The sequence below is a fragment of the Calothrix sp. CCY 0018 genome, assembly GCF_963920925.1.
GTDB lineage: Bacteria > Cyanobacteriota > Cyanobacteriia > Cyanobacteriales > Nostocaceae > Rivularia.
In genome coordinates, this window is record NZ_CAWUDI010000012.1 from 100,888 (window position 1) to 122,212 (window position 21,325).

Genomic DNA, 21,325 nt, shown 5'->3' on the forward strand with positions numbered 1-21,325 from the left:
CCAGCAGTAAATTATGTTAGTTATTTAAGTAGATAATCCTTGTATAGCATACCTTTAAGAGTTTAAAACTCAAGTTTCAGCATTTGGTATGCTGAAGAACCAAAGATTAAAAAATGTTCAGTATGGGTAAAGGTTTAGTAGAAGAACAATCTCCATATGTTTTCAACTCATACCTTAACCGTAGCGTTACACAATATAAAATTGTTATTATGCCAAATTATAGAAAATACTATGAAGAAAATTAGCGGTATTACAAGGAAGTCAGCAATTTTTTCAGCAAAGATTCTGCATTTCATATCGTAAACTTGTTAATAAGTATTATCTGTAGAAGGTACATTTTAAATTTGTTATTAGTGTATTGCAGTACGCATTACCGAAAGCTACTTACCAAGTAAATGATAGTCATTTTCAAAAGCTTATATTGTGAGCTTTTTATACTTAATGAAACTAAGATAACTAAAATTATTTATTCTCAGTTTTGTAGTCTTACTTATATTGCGTAATCAGTAGTTATCATTATTACTTGCTTTCTTGTAATTATCCAAGTACTATCGCACGGGAACGTGCGAAGTAGCAAATTAAAAATTACAATTACTGTAGTGTTTACGCTACTGTCCTCTCAAAAAAAGTATCTTATACGTTTGCTAAAAGCACCTGCGACCACTAAGTTAAAACGAAAACAATTCCGATTGACGCAGTTCTACTGATACATCATTAAATAAATCAAGTTAATGTAGTTCCACTGATAATTAAAAAAAAGGATTATCTACTACATATTTAAAATAACAAATCAAAATGTAATTATTAATTATTTTGATAAATTCATTGATAATTACTCGCCAAAAGTTGATTAATAGCTTCTAATCTTCGTCTTTGATAAGACAGCGATGCAATTGCATTTCCAACGTTCCGACCAAACTATATAACGTAGTTTCAGTCTTATTTATTCTTTATTTGATTATTCAAGAATACAGATGATATCTAAAATATTGAAAGTTTACTTATATTCGCTGTTTTCCTTGCAAAGCTATAAATTGTATGTCTTTATTGTATGTATAAATTGTTGTGACTTTAGCTGAATTTTGATTCAATTAAAGTTGAGCTAAAGCGAGAAGGCTTGTTGAGTAAGAATAAGTTCACAACTCTTGTCGCAAAGGTTTAATGAAAGTGAGATTTAATTTTAACTATGACTCGAACTCAAAATGAATTGCGATGAAAATGTAATTTATACCCAAAAATCACTTGCCCAAAGATATGGAATATCAATTGCTGCATTGCAGTATTGGTATCCATTTGCGGGAATAGTTAAGCCTAAGAAGCGAGGAGGATATTTTGCTTTAGATGCAGTTCAAACAGCGGATATCTTTTATGTAGCAACCAAGATAAGGCGTTTGACTCACGAGGAATACTTGGAAAAGGTAATTCCTGCGGGCGGGTTAAATAAATTTATGATGCAGGTTAATGGAATTAGTTTGTACGATTTCTTAACCAAACATATTCCTGACGAAGAAAAAGAAAACCCGATTGTAAAAGTTGTAATTAAAAGGATAGAAAGAGATGAAGCATATCAACGCAGTAGCTCAGGATTTGCAAACCACGCCTGAAATAATAAGCAAGGTGTGCCAGAAGCTGGAACTAAAAATAAACAAGGATGATACCCTTAAACCAGATGTAGAGCAACAATTAATTCAATTAAAAGAAGTAGCTGCTGTTGAAAATATGTCGTTGGAAGAAGCTGCCGATTATTTATTAGAAATGCGTAACGAACGTTCTAGTAATGAACACACATTTGATGGGAATGAATACATCCAACAAAGGTTTGGGGTAAATCCAGAAGAATCGGAGTCCAATAGCTTTGTTAATGTTTTGCATTCGGATGTAGAGAGGGGAAAGCAACTTGCAACATTGCGTCATAAAGTAGTTTTAGAAACTTCCACTTTGATGTTGGAGGATATGTTATTTAACGGAGTTCAAGAACCTACGACGGAATTAGAAGAAAACCAAAATCGTGTTTACAAGCGTATCGATGATGATTTTTTCGGCAAAGTCAATTGGGGGGAGGAACCGCATTCCGAGTCGGGGAAACAATCTCAACAATTAAAATCACGCCCCAAGACAAAATCCTTGCCAGGGAAGTAATCGAAGAATTAATGCCGATATGTGATTCCTATCTTGTTCAAGCTACTAATCAATACAGAATTGCAGCGATGCAGGGTATGGGAATTGTATGTTTGGGTAACTTTAGTGGGATGGTAGTGGGGCTAACATTATCTCCCCCACCATCAATTAATATACCCAAAACTATCGGTAGTTCGCTGTTTGGGGGATTTATTGGATGTGCGATCGCGTTTACTTTATTACTCAAAAAAACCAGGGAGTTTACCAGTGAGAGCAATTAAAGATTTTTTAGTAAATGTTGGTGGTGGAATAGCAACCGGATGTGGGATTAGTGGATTTATCGGACAAATGATGGGAGTAGGTGCCACTCTTGCTTTGAATCCACTGTTGTTGTTAATGGGTGCGGTTGTTGGTGGAGCGTGGGTGTGTATATTGCGTTCGTCCTTTGCAAAGTATTCCGCAGAACCATTATACGTAATAGTTGATAACGGGTAAATGCCATGCATCTACTTCCAAAAAGAGATAAATATAGTTCGAGCGATAGCCCTGGCGTAGTTAGAAAGCGTAGTAGAAAAATTGATATTGTGCTATGGGTATGCTGTGCCACGGTTGGGTTAGGTTCGGTATTGGCAGCAGCCGCAATCGTGGTAGGCAGAAGTGGCGAAGTACCTTCTACTATTTCTAATATCACCCGCGCCAAAGAAATAGTAGAAGCTAGAAGAAGGGTTTACATCGAAAAATTGACCCGCACCGATTTCAACCCCGACGAGTTACAAAATTACTCTGCCGATGGTGGTGTTACGTTAACAGGTTGGCGGCAACTCAGCGCAGCGCAGTGGTCTGGAGAGATTTTACAAAATATTAATAACCAGCAAAGTAACGAAAGGTCGGCTTTCTTTAGATTGCACCACATGGCAGCACTGGCAATTACCAAGCAAGATGCGATGGATGCTCTGGTAGAAGTTGCAGCGGGTAATAATACTTTTACTTACAGCTATACCAAGACTGATGGTACTAAAGTTGAACAGCGATTGAGTACAGGTGGTGCAGCGGTATTACTCTTAGGTAAGTTGGAGGCTATCGATTACGCCGAGAATTTACAAAATAGACCTATTGTCGATTTGAACCAGATGGTCACGCAAATCCAGACGGTGCAAGAACCCTATGCTTTATCTCAAGCTAATTATTTGAGAGTTCAGGGTTATAAAGATCCCGTGCGACAATTATCAGAAGTGCCGATAATACGCCAGCGAATAGCGGAATCATTGCGTTTAAGAAGATTGAAATTACAGAAGTTGAAAGAACCATTACAAGACAAAGGAGACTAGTGAATGTGTATATCAAATTATTGGGAGCAGGTATATGTTTCGTGCTTTCTTTATTCAATATATTGGGGGCAATGCAGCAAATACCCGTGAAAACAACCGTGGGTGACTCATCGCGTCCCGCCGTGGCGATGATGAAACCTCCGGGAGCTAACTTGAATTTGCTATCGGGTGGGGTGTTTTTTGCAGCAAGTATCGGATTAATTGCTTGGGCTATTTGGGAATACAACTCTAATGTTGCTATTGACACGTCTGATGTTCCTGTTGCACCAGTTATTCCGCCAATGCCCGACACCGATATCCAAACACCCCAATATTTGAATATTGAAACTACTCAATTGCAAGGAGGTATTAAGTCTAAACCCTTAAATCAAAATATAATTCCATTCCGCCGTACCGCCGATGGTAGCGTGCCGATATCGCAAGACGAGTTCAAGAAAGTTTTAGAAGAAGAAGATTTTTGGTCAGACAAATAAGAGGTAAATTATGTCAAATAATAGACGTAGAGATTTTAATGCTGACTATTCCCAACCCGGCCAACTTGCGACACAGCAGCAACTAGCGCAAATGTTGCAGTCGGCTCAACAGCAGCAATACCAGCAGCATCAATATCCAAATCAACAACCAACTACCATCAACGTGGAGCCAACTGCAATGCAGCGCGAACAAGTTACCGTTCAACACGTAAACTCTGCTTCAAGACCAGATGTAAATAGGGTACCGGAGATATATGTACCCGTAACAGATATATGGAAAGCGCATAGATTTCACCCCCACAACAACCTGCGCTACTTTTGGTATATTTTTTACTGGCTCAAAGATGTAATTTCTTCCCCCGTCGGAATTGCATTAGTAATGTTGTGGTTGGGTATTGGTGGGATAAACTTTATGCTAAATGGGAGTTATTCTGGTCCTGGATACGTGCAGAACCAAGAAATAAAGATGACACCGGATAACTTACCCAATCTAACCCCAGTACTCGACATCGTTGACTAATGTTTGTCCGCACTACATTTTGGTTGGTACTATGCCTATTCTTCGTTGATATAGCCCAGCCAGGACACTTTAAGTTTTGGCAGCCTAATATTGAACTATCCAACATTAATTTTAGGTTGCCTTTCCTAAATTCTAAGAAGAATACACCTACAATATCCCCTCAAAAATCTTCTACTTGTCTCCCACCAGACAATGATTTAGAAGCAATACTTCAAGCAAGATTCGGCTGTGACAATGAGACTTCTAATTGATTTTACTACTACCACCGATAAGGAAGAAAAGAAAACAACAGTAGTAAGGCCATCAATTTCACCCGATTGGAAATATGCTTTTGCTACTTTGATTTTGTGCATGGCGATCGCAATTCCCTCTTGTTCTGAATTGTTTGATTCTCAACAACCAATACGGTTACTCCAACAATTTGCAAAAACTGCGAACGATGCTATTGAAGGAGTTGGCATAGCTTATCCGACAACTAAAGGTTTACCTACCACCAGTGGTTTTGGTTGGAGAATTCACCCTCTTACTGGGCTACGTAAGTTTCATTCTGGTATTGATTTTGGTGCCCCCAAAGGTACTCCAATTTATGCTTATCAAGCAGGCGAGATTAAACTTGCTAGTAGGAAAGGTGGTTATGGGAAAACCGTTATTATCAATCATGGTGCGGGATTTTCAACTCTTTACGCTCACGCTAGTAAAATTATCGTGCGGAAAGGAGAAAGAGTTGCATCGGGACAAATGATTGGCAGGATAGGAAGTACGGGATTTTCAACAGGACCTCATCTGCATTTTGAAGTGAGGGTTAACAATAAGCCAGTTAACCCACGTCCCTATCTACAGCAATTTGGGAGGTAAAAATGATTCGTCCCTATCACGTTACTATTGCTTCTATTTTATTGCTAACTTCATCTTTATTTGGATTACGGATTTCTAAAACTTTTAGTTACGTAATCCCAATTCATAGAAGTAATAATGTGGAAGAATTGTTTACCAATATTGATAGCATTGGTAATCTTGCAATCTGCCGCGCGGAAGGAAATTGCGACGATAATGGTAAATTTACATCACTATATTATGGTCACATTGACCCATCGAAATTAGGTGGTAAGCGAGTATTAAACCAAGGGTTTTGTAGCGACTACGGGAAAAGTAAAGCTGGTGATATAGATGGTGCGAATCGTGGTTGTTTGCATAGAATCAATTCAAGATTGTCAAGATTAAGTAAGCTATTTAAACAACATAATATTGATATAAATCAACACAACGTTGCTTTTATCAATGCAGTTGATTTATGGAACCAAGCTGCACCTAGAGTAAGCGATAATTTTCCTAAATTTTATGCAGCAAATATTAATAAAGGATTATCAAGCAATGATGCGATTCGTAAAGCAAGAGTTGATGCATTTAATTTAAGTGCAAATGGTTTATTCAATATTTGTGCTAGGGAGCCGTTTTATATAAACAAACTTTCTGCTTATCCTCGGCATTCAACGCAATGGAAACGTAACTGTATTGATATCGACCAAAACCGCAGACGGTTGGCGATTAAATCCGTATTAACTAATCGCGGGGTAATTGAGTGATGGAACCAATTAACCCTATATATTATGATGCTATTGTTTACGCTGGCAATCAAGGTATGAGTAAGGATGAGATATTAGAAACAATCCTTGCTAATTTACCAGAAGATTTACATAGTAATGCAATCACAATTATTAATAGTTTAGATACGGATGATAAAGCTGATTTTAATAATTTCTCTGAACTATTTAACTACGTATTTTATTTAGTAAGTCAGAATAAGAACGATAAATCTATTTTAAATCAATTATCAGCTAGCTGTAATTTAGAACAGTTTGAGTTTGTTAAATATGCTTTACGCTATATAACTATCAATCGCATCCCTTCGGTATGGGAATTAGACAACGTTCAGAACGAACTAATTAACCTGGATATTAACGAGTTAGTTAAGCGGTGTGAAAGTATCATAAACTTGGCACATAAAGAAGTTGCTTATCGGATAATATTGCAGCATTTTCACAAGGCATTTTGCGACGGGGAATCAATCAAGTGGTTTGTAGATATAGCAACCCAAACTACAGATGAAACAATAATCAAATACTGCGATCGCATAGCGGTGATGATATCGAAAGCGCAAGGTGTAGAGCCAATGACAGCATTAGAAGCCTCATCTGAAATTGAGCCAGAAAATTTATCAACAACTGAGTCGGGAAAACTAATTGTAGATACTCTAGCAGAATTTAAGATAGCAGCAGAATATATTGATGCTGAATGCGGTCCTACCTTTAAACGCATCAAAATTAAACTAGGTAAAGGTATGTCATTTAAGAAGATTCAAGATTTTGGTAAGGATTTTGTTATTCAGTTAGGATTGGAGCTAAATATAAAAGTTCCACCAATGATTGATGTTGTTCCCGGTGGTGCTGCGATTGATATTCCTCGTACCGATAGAGAAATTGTTTATTTCAAAGATTATGTTGATTTTACATCACCTATAGATATACATAATATTATTATCCCTGGTGGGGTTGGGGTTGATGGGAATTACGTTGATATTTCGCTATCTGATGAAAACGTTACACATATTTTAGGTGGTGGAAGAACTAGGGGTGGTAAGTCCCAATTTGAGAAAGCAGCAATACTTTACTTGGCACGCCGCTATCCCCCGTCGGTAGTCCAATTGGCTTTATCCGATGTGAAACGAGTTACTTTTAGCAAGTTCTCGAAACTACCTCACCTAATTTCACCCGTAGCTAAGGATGCTGAATCGAGCGCCAAGCTATTTAGTTTGCTGGTTAACCACATGGAAGCTAGATACCGGGAGTTTGAGAGGGTGGGGGTAGAGACAATCGGAGAGTTTAATCGCAAGCATTATCCTGAGTTAATTATGCCCCGGATAGCAACGTGGGTAGATGAGTGCTTTGATTTGTTAACTGATAAAGGATATTGCGAGTTAATTGAAATGGATATGATGAAGCTTTTAGCTAAGGCTGGGGGTGCGGGAATTCATATGATGTTTTACACTCAACGACCTGATAAAAACGTTATTAATCCTTTAATTAGAAGTAACTTTCCTGCTAAAACTGCATTTGCCACTACCCGCCCAGAAGATAGCTGTATTATTTTGGGCGATGATAACACCTTGGCTGCTAACTTATTAGGTTATGGAGACTTTTTGTATAAAACTTCTACCCAAGTATCGAGATTGCAAGCACTTTATGTTGGTGATGCGGAGGAGCCAAAATACTTTGAGCAGCTATTAGAAGAAGCAATCAATCAAGAGGATATTTATAATGCTTGGGAACCTAATGATATTGAAGAGTTTATTGCTCCTGAAACTATCAATACTAAAAGCGGCAAGGTAAGTAAAGTCAATTTTGATAGTAGTTTTGGTTTTGATATCAAGTTAGATGACGAATCAAAAAACTCGATAATAAACTTACATAAAAAAGGTTACGGTGTTGATGAAATTGCAAAAGTAATATTTAATATATCTCGTCAAAATGGTAGATATTACAAGAAATATCGGGCTGTTGTGGAAGAGTTTTTAAATGAAGAAAGTGATGAAAATGATTTATGAACTAAAAATGCCGCTACCACCAACTTTAAACGAAATTATTAATACTGCTCGTTGTGGTTGGAAACCAAGTAATCAGTTAAAGAAGCAATGGACTAATAAGATAGCAAGGTTTGTTAAAGAATGCGGATTCAATTTCAACGAAGAAATATGGATCGAATTCAACTGGTATCTACGTAATTTTGGCAGAGACTTCGATAATGTAGCTGCAAGTAGTAAGTTTATTATGGATGGTATAGTAAACGCAAAAGCTATTCGTAGTGATAATTTGATGGTAATAAAATCTCCAGTTGTTCATTACTATCATCGTTGCAAAAGTGCTGATATTGTAATACTACGAATATCGCATTCACCTGATTTTCTCTTAGATAATTTTCTGTTGTCAAACCAATATTCATCGAGTAAAATAACGAAGTTGTTAGCAATTAAATAATATGGAAAAGCAGATCACAAGTTATAAATAAGCTTTAGATATTGCCTTAGAAGCATTAAAATATTACGCCGACAATTCTAGTTGGGGTACTGTTTCTACCTATGGGCACAAGAAATCTAACAGATGGATTGGAGAAGGAGAAGGAGCAGATTTAGCAATTGAAGCACTACGAAAAGTAGAGTTAGCATTGAGTGAAGACGAATGACACAAATTAAAACAGATATAAGTGACTTACCAACTAGAGAACTTTGTCGAAGAATAGATAATTGTCTAGAAGCATCTACAAAGTTAAACGATGATTGTTTGTTATCTTTTTGCAGCATTACAGCTGATGAACTAGATTACGATGTTGATTGGTATTTATTTTTTCAAAGCTGCTGGAATATTTATTCTTGGTTACGGCAGAGTATGAAGTGTTTAATTTTCCTAAGATTTAAGCCTAATAATATTATATTGTTTGATTTAGATAGAATACAATTGTATGATTTAATTAATAAACTAAAAGAACAATTGCTAATAGTTTATTCATTTTATCCAGAAGAATACGACGAAGTAGAGCGATATCTGGAAGTATTTTATTTAATGAGCCAAGAATAGGTAATCTTTGGTAAGTAAAAGCAAGTTCGATTCTTGCTATTACCATTGAGGATGATGATTGCCGATACTGAAAATATTAGTACAGATTTATCTAAAATCTGGAAAATAGCAGAGTAAGGCGTAGGTTAATTGTTTCCTCAAAATCCCAATTTTCAATATGCCGGGGCAAGAGTAATTTTTGCTTTTGTTAACATATTTAGAGAGGGAATGGACTATGTTTAAGAAATTTTGTGCTAGTGCAATTGAAGTAATTAACGTATCGGTAGGAGCAATTTCATTAACTGCGATCGCTATTGGTGCGGCAACAGTTTTTGGCAGCAGTGGCTTATTCTGTCTTAATAAAGCCGGAGTGGAAACCATACCAGAAAAACGGATCGAACAAACCTTAAACTTGGGAATGAGTTCGATCTATTTCGGAGCCTTTGGACTTCTATTTGGTGCCACTACTACTTGTGTTGCTCATGTTTTAGATAGGGATGACGAGGAGGAATCTTCAACTTCTATTAGTACTAATTCTTTGGTAAATGAGTCGAGGGAAAGTATCCTATCTGAAGATAATACCGAATTGCCATATCTTTACCTGATAATGCGATTAAATGGGTATTCTCAATTTGGGGATGACTTGATAATTGGAAGATTAGAAGATGGAATATTTGTCCACGAATTTGTAAATTCTCACTGCAAAGATGGATTCTTAGATGTATTTGATTGTTTTTACGATGAAAACGAACTGATTGGGAAGGCGTTTTCATCAATCAATCCAAAACCTTTGGATGCGGCTCGTGAACTTATTGATTTTTACCGTCCTCAAATAGAAGCTAACCGTGAGGGTTCCCTTGCTATTAACTTTGAGGCTTGCGGTGGATGTCGTAATTTTCACGGCGCAGACAATATTGTTTGCGGTATACATCCATATGGGTGGGATAATTCTACTTGTCCCGATTGGGAGTCTAAAAATAATCAAAAACAAGTTCACTTTCCATTCGAGCGCGAAGAAGTAGTTGAACATCTGAGTCAGAGAATTGAAGTTAATCAAGCGAGATTAATTAAACACGACAACGGTACTTTAACTCTTTGGGATTACTATACCAATCGATACTTTCGTTTTTCGTGGGCAGGGATTCTTCTCGATGATTCAGATAAACTAGTGGAATTAGGCGAACACGCTCGATTACTTTCCTACGTCCAATACTTTTCAGTACGAGCTGTAATTGAGTTTGACTATTCATCTAAGATTGATGAATTTGCTAAGCAATTGAAAGGTATTGCTAGTGTTGAAATTAGCGATACGGGTATTAATGTCAGGGTTAAACATTGCCCGATGCGTAACCACGAACGGATATTTCGTTTTCAATTGAACGGTATTCCACTGTACCCTTACGAATCAATTGTGCCGCAACAAATCAAATCTAATTACAACCTTGTGACTTTTGTTGAATGGTTGAAAGACAATAAAACTAGAACAAGAAGATGAACCAAATTTCTAACTCTCAACGTAAAAATACCAAGGATAACGTACCAGTTGGTAAAGTTTCTGAGAACTCATTTACTTCTTTGACACCACCACAAATTTCGGAAACTTAGTTCATCTACTAATAAAAAAGTAGCATAAACCTCTCTTTCCTCTGTGGTTATAGGCGTGATTTGTTAGATGCATTCAGTACGGGGGGTTTTCCCCCCACTACTGGATGATATCTACATTTTCATCCAATAACTATATACAAGGAATTACAATGTTTAAAATTTTGTTTGATTGTTCGGCATTTGAAATTTCTGCTACCGTTCAAGCTATCAACGATGTCCTATTTCCAGTTTTCTTGTTTGTAATTATCTTTTGGTTTATGTGCGATATTTTCTTAGTTGATAAAGAACTCATTACTGATGAAAATATTGCTCGTCAAGAAGATTTGCAGGCTGAAAGTTTACTTTCCAATGCGGAAGTAAATTGCAAAACTGAACTATTTGACGTTGATGTTGAATATCAAAACCTTAAAGATTTGGGTGCGGGTAAACTTCGGCAGTTTTGTAAAAGAAACAAAGTTAAAGGCTACACCACTGCTTATCGAGAAGGTGGTATAGACGGTTTAGTTGGATTTTTAATTCAACTGCGAATTTACGTTTACAATATCGAACAACAAATTGGACACGTAGAAATATCGGCGATTAGCTGATGAAAAGCCCCGGCAATTGATTTGGGTTCTAACTTCAAGGAAAGATAGATTTCAGTTTATCACAGTGTTTTGTTTTAAAATAAACTTATTATTTTCGCGCTTTTTAAAAGCGGGATAGCAATAATTTTACTTAAGAATAAAACTTTTGTCGGCATTTGAAATTACACTAACAATTAATCATGCATAAATTAACGCAATATGAAATTGATATTACATTACAAGAAATTGAAGAGAGCGATGGATATTTAGAGTACCATGAATGTGGATATCCAATTTATTACGCTTATAATATAATTCCTGATAATGGAGAAACAGAAGAAGAATGGTTTGAACCTGTTGATATCGTTGCGAAAAGCATTAGCTTAGGAGAATCTCTTGAAACCTGTCCGTGTTGCGGAAAAAAACTCAAAAATGGAGAATATTACGATATCGATGACATTAAAGAAGATTTATTAAAACTGATACAGACCTATTGTAGCAATGGCGACTCACCAGATTTTAAAATTTTGCTTGAACAAATAGGTATACGATTGGGATTAAGCATACACCGTTTATAAAACCTACATTCTGCACCTCAACTCTCACAATCGATAATTACTTAAATAAATCTAGATAAAAGAATACTTTTTTTCAAGAAAGTATTCTAAAAAGCATGAATATTTTGCGTTTGCTGCGTACATTGTTATTACTGAGTTTCACATAATTCTTTCCCAAGATAAATATTTATTGTTTCCATTATCATTCTTACTACAATAAATTTCTATATATTAACGTATTGACATTATGCACTTGTTTTTAAATTGTGACTAATGATTACCACCTGACTGCTCAGTATAAAAAACTCTTCTATCGGTCTTAACTGCTGTGATAATACGTGGTCAAGACTTACACCGCCACCATTTTTACTAATATTTTGCATTGTCCCTAGTGCAGGTATCGGTAAATTTATTTCCATCGCGTCTTCAATTTGTAAAGTTCCCACTACCAAAGCATCAAGCGGTAGCGAATTTATCCACTCTTCAGCTTCGGCTTCTTCTATACGCTGCCGTCTAATTTTTAGTTGCAGTCTATCTGGTAGTACTTTTACTCGCTTAGGGATAATCTCGCCACTGTCACCAATTCTCAATATTTGTCCGCCTGTTGATTTAGCAACAATTGCGCTTCCCTAAGATGCGATCTGCTTGCAGCAGCGCTTCGCTATCGCAGCATACAAAAAGCAGCAAAATACCGCAAAGCGGGATGCTGCTTAATTCACATTATATATACGTTCTACAAGCTATTTGGAACAGTGGAACAGTTACCAACAATAATAATATTTAAAATATTCCTTAATAGAAAAGTAAAAAACATTATTTTTGGCAGGGCAATCGCTTATAAATATTTACTATTTACCTTTTGCAAGACTATCTAAGTCTTCTCCATTTTTTAAACGTTCAAAACACTCTTCAGGTGTAATACCGTATTTGTTCTCATAATTTGTTATCTTCTGATTCCCATCTTTCTTCCAATTCTTCAACGGTAATGTTTTCGCTTTTTGCCATATCTGCGACTTGTTCTTTAATAAGACTTGTGTTTGCTTCTAATCTCGAAGAAATTATCTGACCTGCAAAAGCTGTAGGCTGTTTGCCATGAATCTTAGCCCAATTCATAAGTTTTTTGTAATTATATTTCGATATTGTAATAGTCAATCTCGTGTTATTAGGGTCAATTGCCATAGTAGATTTCATAGAACGTTTCATATATATTCCCTTACGCTTTGGGTCAAGTCCAGAGATTTCCTATTCTTCTATAAAGATTATACGATACATTGAGAAAAGTTATGCTCTGGAGCTACTCTAGTTGTGATATTGTATTTTCAAACCCTAAAAAGCAGAAAAATTATGGATATTTACGAAGTTCTTAAGACCTTATCTTCCGAAACTACAAGACCCAGACAATTTTTGCGGTATAGCTTCGGCATCGACAAGCTAGCCCCCGAAGAAGCTCTTGAAGAAGAAACCAGCTTTGGATATTGCACCAAATGCGTCAGGTTGCTCTCCAAAATACTGGGATTGCAAAGAAAGACAGTACGGGAGTGGGGGCACAACCCAAATTTTGAAAGAATGCCTCAATACGCACGTATGACTTGTAGTTACGCGCATATGGCTTAAAATAATTTTTAGCAAGATAATACCTGTAATATTATCATAATTTGTTATATTCTGATTCCCATCTTTCTTCCAATTTTTCAACGGTAATGTTTTCGCTTTTTGCCATATCTGCGACTTGTTCTTTAATAATGCTCAGTCTAGAGATTTCTACAGTTTGTGTTTCAACGAGCAATTTATGTTGAATTTATTTATCGAGGTTTTTCCTGCTTTTTACCCATTCCTCTATAAGTTCTCGCGATTTTTCGCTCATATTAGTTCCTTCTTGAGCGCACCAGACTTTAAAGTCTCGTCGTAACGACTCAGGCAAAAAAACTCGAAAACTAACTGTTGGGTCTTCTTTTGCGTCATTTGTCATAGGTAGGTTACATATATCAACTATCAAATGTCTATTTTGCGTTAGATGATCTGATTTGCAAATACACCATACAGCCTAGTTGATATATATGACCTATGTAGAGTATTATCCTTTTATCAGTAAAAACTTCTATCCATCGAAAAAAATGAACAACTACGAACTTATCAAAACTTTATCTTCTCAAAGCATAGAACCCAGACAATTTTTGCGGTATAGCTTCGGCATCGACAAGCTAGCCCCCGAAGAAGCTCTTGAAGAAGAAACCAGCTTTGGATATTGCACCAAATGCGTCAGGTTGCTCTCCAAAATACTGGGATTGCAAAGAAAGACAGTACGGGAGTGGGGGCACAACCCAAATTTTGAAGGTATGCCCCAACACGCACGTACTACTTACAATTACGCGCTCATGGCTCTATCAAGAGAAGAATTAAATAAAATCGAAGCGAGTGATTCTCAGGCCCCGGCAATAACCGCAGCCCAATTTATAGAAGAAGTATTTCTCAAAGAATTATCGCCTTCAGATAGGCTAAAGATAGTAACCTCCACCAAGTTCCGAGGACAATGCTTTGCAATACTATCAGAAGTCCTGAAAGTATCTAAAAGCGCAATATATGAGTGGGGACGGGATATCGAGTTAAAAAATATGCCCAAACATTACCAGCATACTCTTGCCTACGCACTTAAAGCGTACAAAAAACAGCAAGCTACTGGGGCGAAACAAAATGCTGCTTAATATTCAAAGTAACTCAAATAATAAACTCTGACCTTACCACAGGTCAGAAACAAAATATAACATAACCAATAACCTTATCATGCAAACACTTCAAAAATCAACTTACTCGCTTTTGCAAAATATAGATGCCGATCCAGTAAAGCATCTAGAAACCAGCACCATAGAATATCTCCACACCAGCTTTCTGCTATGGGAATACAAAAATAGTTACAGCAAGAAGGAATATCGAGAACTACTGGAAGGATACGGCTGGGACAAAGGAAGTGCCGAAGAAAAGCGGGCACTCAAACTAGCAGAGCATTTTGAAGAATTCGCACATCGCCCCCATGCTTTAATTCAAATATCCATCACCATATTGTTAAGGTTATGTACTAATAAGTACAAATCTATAATCGAAGAACTGAAGCAAGCAGATGAAGATGACTTAACCTGCGATTACGTACACGATTTAATCAAACAAAAGCAGGCTCAACTAAAAAAAGAAAAGGAATCACAACTTCCCGAAAAACCTTCAATTTGGAAAAGAAATTGTCGAGGTGAGCGCTATGCCCAATTTCCCCCGGTGTACGAAGAAGATCAACAAACCGGAGTATTAACCCAGAAATTAATGGACGAGTATGGGTTGATTCCTCAGAATATCCTTAGACAAGCAATCGCTGATTTACATCAAAAAATCACAAATGAAAATGGACAGCAGGAAGGAAATGCTGCCCAAGAAGTGGATGTGAGAGAAAATAGTGGTAACGATAGTTATAGCCAGCCCTCACCACCCAACCCAGTTCAAACGGTAAAAGAAAAATGGGTTGAATTAAACAAAAAATTGAAAGAAGATACTCAAACACTTGGCGAGATAAGCGATGAAACGGGTAACTTAATCGTAGAAAATTGCCAGAGATGGGAAGCCGCAGTTCCCCAAGATAAAAAGTGGGATGCGATCGCGCATATTGTCGGACGTTACTCGATACGGTTAAAACATCTTTCCGACTATGCATATAGTAACCATTCTGAATGGAGAAAGAGTTGGGGTGCAACTTTGGCGAGTTATCACAATTTCGAGCAAGAATTAGAGTGGGTAAGCACTACCGTTCGTAACGATGCGCTGATAGCAATGGGATATGAAATACATATCATCGTAGAAGTCAAAACAGGTGAGTTTCAAGATAGGCAAGGCAAGATAATCGAATTGCATGGAGAAAACGCAAGCCCCATACTCGTAAAATTAGATGATTCACAATCGTATTTCCATTGGAATAATTTGCAAGCTATAGAAGAAACAAAAACTTTTGAATCTTGCGCCAGTCTTGATGAAGTCCAAGAGGAAGAATATCTAGAGGAACCAATTGAATCTGATATCGAATTAGAGCCAACCCTACTTGATAAAGGAATCAATGTTCTGATACAGGGTACTTGGGAAGATATTAGAAACACGTTCAATCAACACCCGGAAATCAAGGGTAAAGCATGGGAAGCGCTTTCTGCTACGCAGAAAAAAAGGGTATTTGAAATTACACCCGACACCACTAAACTGCTAAGTACAGCAAAAAAAGAAGGTATAATCCAAGAATTTAAAGAAATAACGGCAGGAATGTATCAGATAAAACTACCGGGTGCATTACTCTGGGAGCAACGAGCATTCCACGAAATAGAAATACGTTACTACCTACGACAATGGCGAGAGTTGGTGTCTCCTGGCAAAAGATAAATCGAGATATCTGCACATAAAGATTAATCAATAATCCCCGAAAACTCAATTTCAATCATGAAACAAAGAAAAAAAGTCCTTCCTATTCGTGCTGCTACCTACTACCTAATTCGCCTGGATGAACTTCTAGGGTGCGAAGTAGCAACAATAACGCATTTAAATGCGGCTATTAAATTGCTGCAAAGGAAAGAAGAAGTATTCGGCATTAACTTTGCCATAAATTTTAATTAAATACTTGAATGAAGGTAGTAGCAATTGACCAGGCTTTTAGGATGGAAAAGTAGCAGTATAATCCCAAATAAAAAGTAATACAATCTAATCAAATATTATTGCGGTTCTTCCGCACTTAGTATGCTAAAAAAACATTCAAAAAAAAGGGAACAGGGAATAGGAAACAGCGAAAAAAATCTTTTCTTAAATAAATTTAATCTTCAAAAGGATAGTTTTGTTTCACAGCAAGAGTTTCAGCTTTATTTTCTAAAATTTAAGCATACCAATTACTGATGAAGCATTATTACAGACTTTTCATGATTACAAACAACCTTTGTCTATGCAGTAATTGCTATCAATAATTATACTTTGTTAGTTTTTCATACTGATGCTTATTGCTGGCAGTTTCAGGTGGTAAGTTCAAGTGGCTCGGTATTTAGAGAAAAAAGGATTTATTACACTGTGGAAGCTGCGATGGATGCAGGTAGGGAGTGGGTAGGGAAGAAATAATGAGTTTATTTTTATTTTATATGATTGCTTGATTACACAGAGGTGTGGAAAAGTTAAGGTATTTGATTTTGCAGCGAAAATCTATATGGAAAACAAGTTAGTAACAGTAAACAATTGCTAAATCGAATATTACTTAAAGCAAATTTCATTATAGTTACAAATTCCATAATGTTTATAATTAAAAAATCTCTTAACTGCTGGTATCTGTTATCGGCAGTTGTTGTTTTACGGCTCACGCCGATGAGAACGTGAAGTACGTAAAATCAAAAATTTTAAAATATGAAAACTCCACAACAAATAACCAACGAGCTAAACCAATTTAATGGTTCAGTTAATCTCTACAAACATTGGCTCGGTTTGAAATATACAGATGGTATCCAATACCTAGCACAAGAAGCAAATTGCTACTGGTTGGTAGATGCAATTGCTTCACATCAAACAAAGAATTTACTATCAAATTCAAAACTAAGAGAATTTCAAATTTGGAATTTACAAGTTCAAGATAATTCCAGCGTTTTGATATGTGAATGGGATACGAATCAAGAAGTATTACGGCAAGAAATTGAGTATACAGATTTTCCATTGAGCCACATCAAACTTTATTTGGTTGAAAAAGTTCTAATGCTTCCCAACGAATATTAAACCGCATCGCTTTGACTTTACCGTAATTGGATTTTTGGAGTTTGAAATTGCCGTAATTTAAACATTACGGCATTTATCATCAATAAAATCTGAAATAAGCAGTAATGATGAATTTAGGCTGCTTTGACTTCAACCAGAAAGGTCACACTATCCAATTATTGAAAATATATAGGAAGTTAACGGGTTTTATTCTTTAACTGCAACACAACCCTGGGTAGTTTTGTACCATAACTTTGCCACGAACTTTTTTTTACTATCACCTTGCTATCTTGGCAAAGTTAAATTACAAATCACAAATCTAAAATAATCAAATACTCGAAAGCAGAAGGGCTTACGCCCAGAGACAAATGAAGTAATTAGGAAATATTTGTCTTATGACTGCACGTAAATCCTCTACACCCAACTTTCAAGCAATTGATGATTCTGTTCTTGGCGAATATGCAGTTAGCAATTACTCAGAACGTCTGTACTCAAAAGTCTACTATTCCATTCGTTCTTTATGCGGACTTCTTGCAAAACGCAGTTTTCAAGATTTTAATTGGGATGCATTCAAAGAACGCTTTGCAAGTGATTTTGGAAAAGTAGAAGAACAGCGATTTTCTCTAGAACAATTACTTGAATTTGCTAATCGTAAGTTTGATAAAACTCTTGAAGATTTGGTAGTACGGTTGGGAACTATCTTGGCAGCGCAGACGAGAATATGCTGCGCGAGTAAATGCGAGTGTTAATCCTCAAATAAAAGCTGAGAGTTAATACTGACATAACAAACAATAAAGGGGGATAAAGAAGATTTTATCCTCTTTTTTAATATCAGAAATGATTTCAAATCTATCTTCACTTCAGACACTTTTCAATTCATAAGATTCAAAATATTTTTCTGTTTTCAAGATGTTACAAAATAGTTACATTGTTTGGGAAGGGGCATCTTTAATTGACGGTTCTCCTATAGTTCTCATTTTGACAGGATTCGTTAACCACACATCAAATCGTAAAACTGGACGACTAATACAATCTTGGATTTTGCAGCAAGATATTGTGCCGACGGAAGCTGCAAAAAAAGGTTTAGATTCAGGTATCTGCGGAAATTGTCCGATGAAATTAAGTCAGTCGGGTAGTTGCTATGTAAATTTGCTACCTACCAATAATATTTATCGCAAGTACGAAACGGGGAGTTATCCAAAATTCACCGCCAACGAAATAGCAGTTTTACAACGTTATCGCTATCCTATTAGGTTAGGATCTTACGGCGACCCAACCGCAGTACCAATTAAAGTGTGGGAACCGATTATCCGTGTATCAAGTAGATATACGGGGTATACACATCAGTGGCGCAACAATTGTAACCATAGTTGGCAGAAATATTTGATGGCTTCAGTTGAAAGCGAAGAAGAAGCGCGTGTTGCTCAAAGCAAAGGTTGGAGAACCTTCAGAATTATCGCTCCCGAAGCACCTTTGGGTAAAAACGAAATTCTTTGTTGTCATACAGAAGATGACAGAATTCAATGTGAAAATTGTTTGCTGTGTGATGGGGCATCCTCTAAACCAAATATTGCTGACAGAGTTCACGGTTTGAAATGGAAAATATCGAATTTTGTGAAATATTCTGAATCAATATCCACTTAGTTGAAATGAAAGTTTGTGATTACTTAGCTTCAGTTCTCTATCACAAGCTTTCAACCTTAATCAAAAAGATATTAAGCAAGGTGATATCTATGACGGAAGTTTTGAGTGAACCTCAATTTAAAATATTTACTCATCCGAAAACTGGAGTTAAAACTGGAAGAATTTACTTTTCTGCGCTTTACTTAACTGACTATTACGAAATTGTTGCTCACTGGTTGCAAAGACAAGAAATTATCTTTGATGAACAAGATTTGAAGCAATACGAAGATGGTTCGTTTCGTTTGTATTTCAGAACAAGTAATTCCGTTCTATCTGAATATTGGCGTTTAATAACACCCCTTACGGGGAAAAAACAGCGAAATAGCTTTTCGTCGATAAGGTGTAATAACTGATGAATTTAAAGTATCGAAATTTTCGAGCTAATATTAATAGTCAAGATTTAGCTATTCCTAATTCTCAAGCGCTAGTATCCCAAATTTCAGAACATGAGAAAATAAAACATATACTCATAGGTTCAAGCTTTGCAGTAATGAATACAATCCGAATTTTGCATGAACTTGGTTATGCGAATGCAGATGAATGGAGTCCTTTATTACCAACCTCTAATCCGGGAGAGTTTGAAAGTATCTTAATACGCTTAATTACTGCACAGTAGTGACTATTACTGCGAACCTTTTATCCCTTTTACGGGATATTTTTTTCAAGCAAAATTAAATTTTGCCAATTTATAATCATATAGTAAATTATAAATCGCTGGTCTTTTTTAATAAAAAAATTTATTAATTACGATCAAATTTGAATAAATTCAATAAATAAATTTGTATAGTTTGATTTTTTCGTGCGAATTTATCTATTATGTATGTAATTTTTTATTTTTTTATAAAATATATTTTCATAAATACTGATTATTATGTATTTAATATAATTAGGAGTTTATGACTCGTTTTTACTATTAAAACGAGTCAAACAAAGCAAATTTATTGTTTCTCAGTCAATTTTCTTACTTCTTCAATATCTAATTCCAATACTCTAGCAACTTTTTCAATGCTATCTCCTTCCTCCAGTAATTTTTTGGCAGTTTTTAATAAGGTTTCTTTCAATACGCTTTGGTAGTAACCTGTTTTTTCAATGTCATCACCTAAGTTAAGCATAGCTTCAATTTCCTCTTTGCTAAGTTCTGGGAATTTTTTAACCACGATACTTTGGATAAATGCTAGCACTTTCCTCTGATTGTTTTCATTGATCACTTCTTCCCTGGCTTGAGTAGTAAGTCGTTGTGCTAGAGTACTAGTTTTCTTAGGAGTCTCAACAAATAGTTTTGCTATTCCTGTTGCTAACGACCGATCATCAGGAAGTTCCTTAAGATATATACGATGTAGATGATTTTCTACCAAACTGGCATAGCGGGGATGGGGTGGAGTTTCATTAATTCTTTTATCGTAGATTACAATCAGATACCATTGGGGATTAGGAGGACGATATTGGCGAAAATAAACAAAAAGTTGTCCAAAAATGCGTTCGTAGAATTCTTCATCTTTATAAGTTTGAAATTCAACCAAATATAATGGCTCGTCCTCACAACCCGTAACGGTAGACAATAAACCATCTAAACGGAATGATTGGTCTTTTACTTCCTGTGCTGTGAATGTGTAAATATCAGGATTCGTCTCTGGTTTACCAATAAGTTCAAAAAAAAGTTGAGGTAATTCTCTAACTAGGTCATAGAAAAGGGTATCTGTTTTCACTTTTTGCACCCGTATTTGTCTCTATTTATTATTAAATTACTTTTTGGAAATTAAAATTAATAATTTTAGCTTTTCGTAATATAAGTACCAAATTTATATAATATTTTTTTAGATGCTATGAAAATATTAAAAATACTATCAAAACATTTTAATCAAACATGAGAAAATAATTTTTAGTATATTATTAACAATTTCATACTCTCTTCCCGCTTTAAGATTACCTATAATGTATTTTTTCTGATTACGTTAAGTAATCTGTTTTCCCGGAAGACTCAGAAACCATTTCAAGACTTGGGGGAACCCCAAAAACAACAAATCACTACAAAGAAAATCATCCTTTTTCTATACAAGCTTGCTTATTTGTTCTGTTTTTGGGGTTTACAAGCTATATTGCAATTATTGTAATTCCATAAGTAT

At 35.9% G+C, this 21,325-nt stretch carries 28 protein-coding genes; 23 read left to right on the forward strand and 5 right to left on the reverse strand.

Annotated features, from left to right (window positions below; all coding sequences use genetic code 11):
• The first annotated feature begins 1,202 nt into the window (after nucleotides 1-1,202).
• The 15 genes from ACM03V_RS11050 to ACM03V_RS11120 all read left to right on the forward strand — a co-directional run bounded on the left by ACM03V_RS11050 (nucleotide 1,203) and on the right by ACM03V_RS11120 (nucleotide 11,795).
• Complete coding sequence (locus tag ACM03V_RS11050; protein ID WP_414620827.1) at nucleotides 1,203-1,604, forward strand: hypothetical protein; 402 nt, start codon at nucleotides 1,203-1,205, stop codon at nucleotides 1,602-1,604.
• Nucleotides 1,558-2,139, forward strand: coding sequence for a hypothetical protein (locus tag ACM03V_RS11055; RefSeq protein ID WP_414620828.1), 582 nt, complete (start codon nucleotides 1,558-1,560; stop codon nucleotides 2,137-2,139). Before ACM03V_RS11050 ends, ACM03V_RS11055 begins: the two co-directional genes overlap by 47 nt.
• 11 nt (nucleotides 2,140-2,150) lie before the next feature.
• Entirely contained in the window at nucleotides 2,151-2,399 is a 249-nt protein-coding gene (locus ACM03V_RS11060) for a hypothetical protein (protein WP_414620829.1), read from the forward strand.
• Nucleotides 2,386-2,613, forward strand: coding sequence for a hypothetical protein (locus ACM03V_RS11065; RefSeq protein ID WP_414620830.1), 228 nt, complete (start codon nucleotides 2,386-2,388; stop codon nucleotides 2,611-2,613). The genes ACM03V_RS11060 and ACM03V_RS11065 overlap by 14 nt, the downstream gene beginning before the upstream one ends.
• A 5-nt stretch (nucleotides 2,614-2,618) precedes the next feature.
• A complete protein-coding gene (locus ACM03V_RS11070) occupies nucleotides 2,619-3,446 on the forward strand; it encodes a phage terminase large subunit family protein (protein WP_414620831.1) in 828 nt (275 codons plus the stop codon).
• A 5-nt stretch (nucleotides 3,447-3,451) separates the two neighbouring features.
• The gene (locus ACM03V_RS11075) at nucleotides 3,452-3,919 is read left to right on the forward strand and encodes a hypothetical protein (protein WP_414620832.1); all 468 of its coding nucleotides are present in this window, start codon (nucleotides 3,452-3,454) and stop codon (nucleotides 3,917-3,919) included.
• Between the two features lie 10 nt (nucleotides 3,920-3,929).
• The gene (locus ACM03V_RS11080; protein ID WP_414620833.1) at nucleotides 3,930-4,439 is read left to right on the forward strand and encodes a hypothetical protein; all 510 of its coding nucleotides are present in this window, start codon (nucleotides 3,930-3,932) and stop codon (nucleotides 4,437-4,439) included.
• Nucleotides 4,440-4,673: 234 nt separating this feature from the next.
• On the forward strand, nucleotides 4,674-5,294 hold the full coding sequence (locus tag ACM03V_RS11085; protein WP_414620834.1) for a M23 family metallopeptidase: 621 nt from the start codon (nucleotides 4,674-4,676) through the stop codon (nucleotides 5,292-5,294).
• 2 nt (nucleotides 5,295-5,296) lie between these two features.
• On the forward strand, nucleotides 5,297-6,022 hold the full coding sequence (locus ACM03V_RS11090; protein ID WP_414620835.1) for a hypothetical protein: 726 nt from the start codon (nucleotides 5,297-5,299) through the stop codon (nucleotides 6,020-6,022).
• Complete coding sequence (locus ACM03V_RS11095) at nucleotides 6,022-8,040, forward strand: DNA translocase FtsK (RefSeq protein ID WP_414620836.1); 2,019 nt, start codon at nucleotides 6,022-6,024, stop codon at nucleotides 8,038-8,040. The genes ACM03V_RS11090 and ACM03V_RS11095 overlap by 1 nt, the downstream gene beginning before the upstream one ends.
• On the forward strand, nucleotides 8,030-8,470 hold the full coding sequence (locus ACM03V_RS11100) for a hypothetical protein (protein WP_414620837.1): 441 nt from the start codon (nucleotides 8,030-8,032) through the stop codon (nucleotides 8,468-8,470). Before ACM03V_RS11095 ends, ACM03V_RS11100 begins: the two co-directional genes overlap by 11 nt.
• Nucleotides 8,471-8,671: 201 nt before the next feature.
• Nucleotides 8,672-9,067 (forward strand): hypothetical protein, encoded by a 396-nt coding sequence (locus tag ACM03V_RS11105; protein ID WP_414620838.1) that lies wholly within the window; start codon nucleotides 8,672-8,674, stop codon nucleotides 9,065-9,067.
• Nucleotides 9,068-9,281: 214 nt separating this feature from the next.
• Complete coding sequence (locus tag ACM03V_RS11110) at nucleotides 9,282-10,541, forward strand: hypothetical protein (RefSeq protein ID WP_414620839.1); 1,260 nt, start codon at nucleotides 9,282-9,284, stop codon at nucleotides 10,539-10,541.
• A gap of 259 nt (nucleotides 10,542-10,800) precedes the next feature.
• Nucleotides 10,801-11,238 (forward strand): hypothetical protein, encoded by a 438-nt coding sequence (locus ACM03V_RS11115; RefSeq protein ID WP_414620840.1) that lies wholly within the window; start codon nucleotides 10,801-10,803, stop codon nucleotides 11,236-11,238.
• 179 nt (nucleotides 11,239-11,417) lie between these two features.
• Nucleotides 11,418-11,795: a hypothetical protein gene (locus ACM03V_RS11120; RefSeq protein ID WP_414620841.1), complete on the forward strand. Its 378-nt coding sequence runs from the start codon at nucleotides 11,418-11,420 to the stop codon at nucleotides 11,793-11,795.
• A 224-nt stretch (nucleotides 11,796-12,019) separates the two neighbouring features.
• Here ACM03V_RS11120 and ACM03V_RS11125 read toward each other — a convergent pair whose 3' ends face one another.
• The 4 genes from ACM03V_RS11125 to ACM03V_RS11140 form a co-directional block, all read right to left on the reverse strand.
• Nucleotides 12,020-12,364 (reverse strand): hypothetical protein, encoded by a 345-nt coding sequence (locus ACM03V_RS11125; RefSeq protein ID WP_414620842.1) that lies wholly within the window; start codon nucleotides 12,362-12,364, stop codon nucleotides 12,020-12,022.
• Between the two features lie 343 nt (nucleotides 12,365-12,707).
• Nucleotides 12,708-12,887 (reverse strand): hypothetical protein, encoded by a 180-nt coding sequence (locus tag ACM03V_RS11130; protein WP_414620843.1) that lies wholly within the window; start codon nucleotides 12,885-12,887, stop codon nucleotides 12,708-12,710.
• A gap of 535 nt (nucleotides 12,888-13,422) precedes the next feature.
• Entirely contained in the window at nucleotides 13,423-13,560 is a 138-nt protein-coding gene (locus tag ACM03V_RS11135) for a hypothetical protein (protein ID WP_414620844.1), read from the reverse strand.
• A 12-nt stretch (nucleotides 13,561-13,572) separates the two neighbouring features.
• Nucleotides 13,573-13,743, reverse strand: coding sequence for a copy number control protein (locus ACM03V_RS11140; protein ID WP_414620845.1), 171 nt, complete (start codon nucleotides 13,741-13,743; stop codon nucleotides 13,573-13,575).
• Nucleotides 13,744-13,888: 145 nt separating this feature from the next.
• Between ACM03V_RS11140 and ACM03V_RS11145 the strand changes: the two genes are divergently transcribed.
• The 8 genes from ACM03V_RS11145 (at nucleotide 13,889) to ACM03V_RS11180 (ending at nucleotide 19,818) form a co-directional block, all read left to right on the forward strand.
• Entirely contained in the window at nucleotides 13,889-14,476 is a 588-nt protein-coding gene (locus ACM03V_RS11145; protein WP_414620846.1) for a hypothetical protein, read from the forward strand.
• A gap of 79 nt (nucleotides 14,477-14,555) precedes the next feature.
• Nucleotides 14,556-16,178 carry a hypothetical protein gene (locus ACM03V_RS11150; protein WP_414620847.1) on the forward strand — a complete coding sequence of 541 codons (1,623 nt, stop codon included), beginning with the start codon at nucleotides 14,556-14,558 and terminating at the stop codon, nucleotides 16,176-16,178.
• A 57-nt stretch (nucleotides 16,179-16,235) separates the two neighbouring features.
• Complete coding sequence (locus ACM03V_RS11155; protein WP_414620848.1) at nucleotides 16,236-16,409, forward strand: hypothetical protein; 174 nt, start codon at nucleotides 16,236-16,238, stop codon at nucleotides 16,407-16,409.
• 768 nt (nucleotides 16,410-17,177) lie between these two features.
• Nucleotides 17,178-17,540, forward strand: coding sequence for a DUF6876 family protein (locus ACM03V_RS11160; RefSeq protein WP_414620849.1), 363 nt, complete (start codon nucleotides 17,178-17,180; stop codon nucleotides 17,538-17,540).
• A 374-nt stretch (nucleotides 17,541-17,914) separates the two neighbouring features.
• Entirely contained in the window at nucleotides 17,915-18,268 is a 354-nt protein-coding gene (locus ACM03V_RS11165) for a hypothetical protein (protein WP_414620850.1), read from the forward strand.
• Between the two features lie 160 nt (nucleotides 18,269-18,428).
• The gene (locus tag ACM03V_RS11170; protein WP_414620851.1) at nucleotides 18,429-19,163 is read left to right on the forward strand and encodes a hypothetical protein; all 735 of its coding nucleotides are present in this window, start codon (nucleotides 18,429-18,431) and stop codon (nucleotides 19,161-19,163) included.
• Nucleotides 19,164-19,252: 89 nt separating this feature from the next.
• A complete protein-coding gene (locus ACM03V_RS11175; protein WP_414620852.1) occupies nucleotides 19,253-19,555 on the forward strand; it encodes a hypothetical protein in 303 nt (100 codons plus the stop codon).
• A complete protein-coding gene (locus ACM03V_RS11180) occupies nucleotides 19,555-19,818 on the forward strand; it encodes a hypothetical protein (RefSeq protein WP_414620853.1) in 264 nt (87 codons plus the stop codon). The genes ACM03V_RS11175 and ACM03V_RS11180 overlap by 1 nt, the downstream gene beginning before the upstream one ends.
• A gap of 322 nt (nucleotides 19,819-20,140) precedes the next feature.
• Here ACM03V_RS11180 and ACM03V_RS11185 read toward each other — a convergent pair whose 3' ends face one another.
• Complete coding sequence (locus tag ACM03V_RS11185; protein WP_414620854.1) at nucleotides 20,141-20,908, reverse strand: Rpn family recombination-promoting nuclease/putative transposase; 768 nt, start codon at nucleotides 20,906-20,908, stop codon at nucleotides 20,141-20,143.
• Between the last annotated feature and the right edge of the window lie 417 nt (nucleotides 20,909-21,325).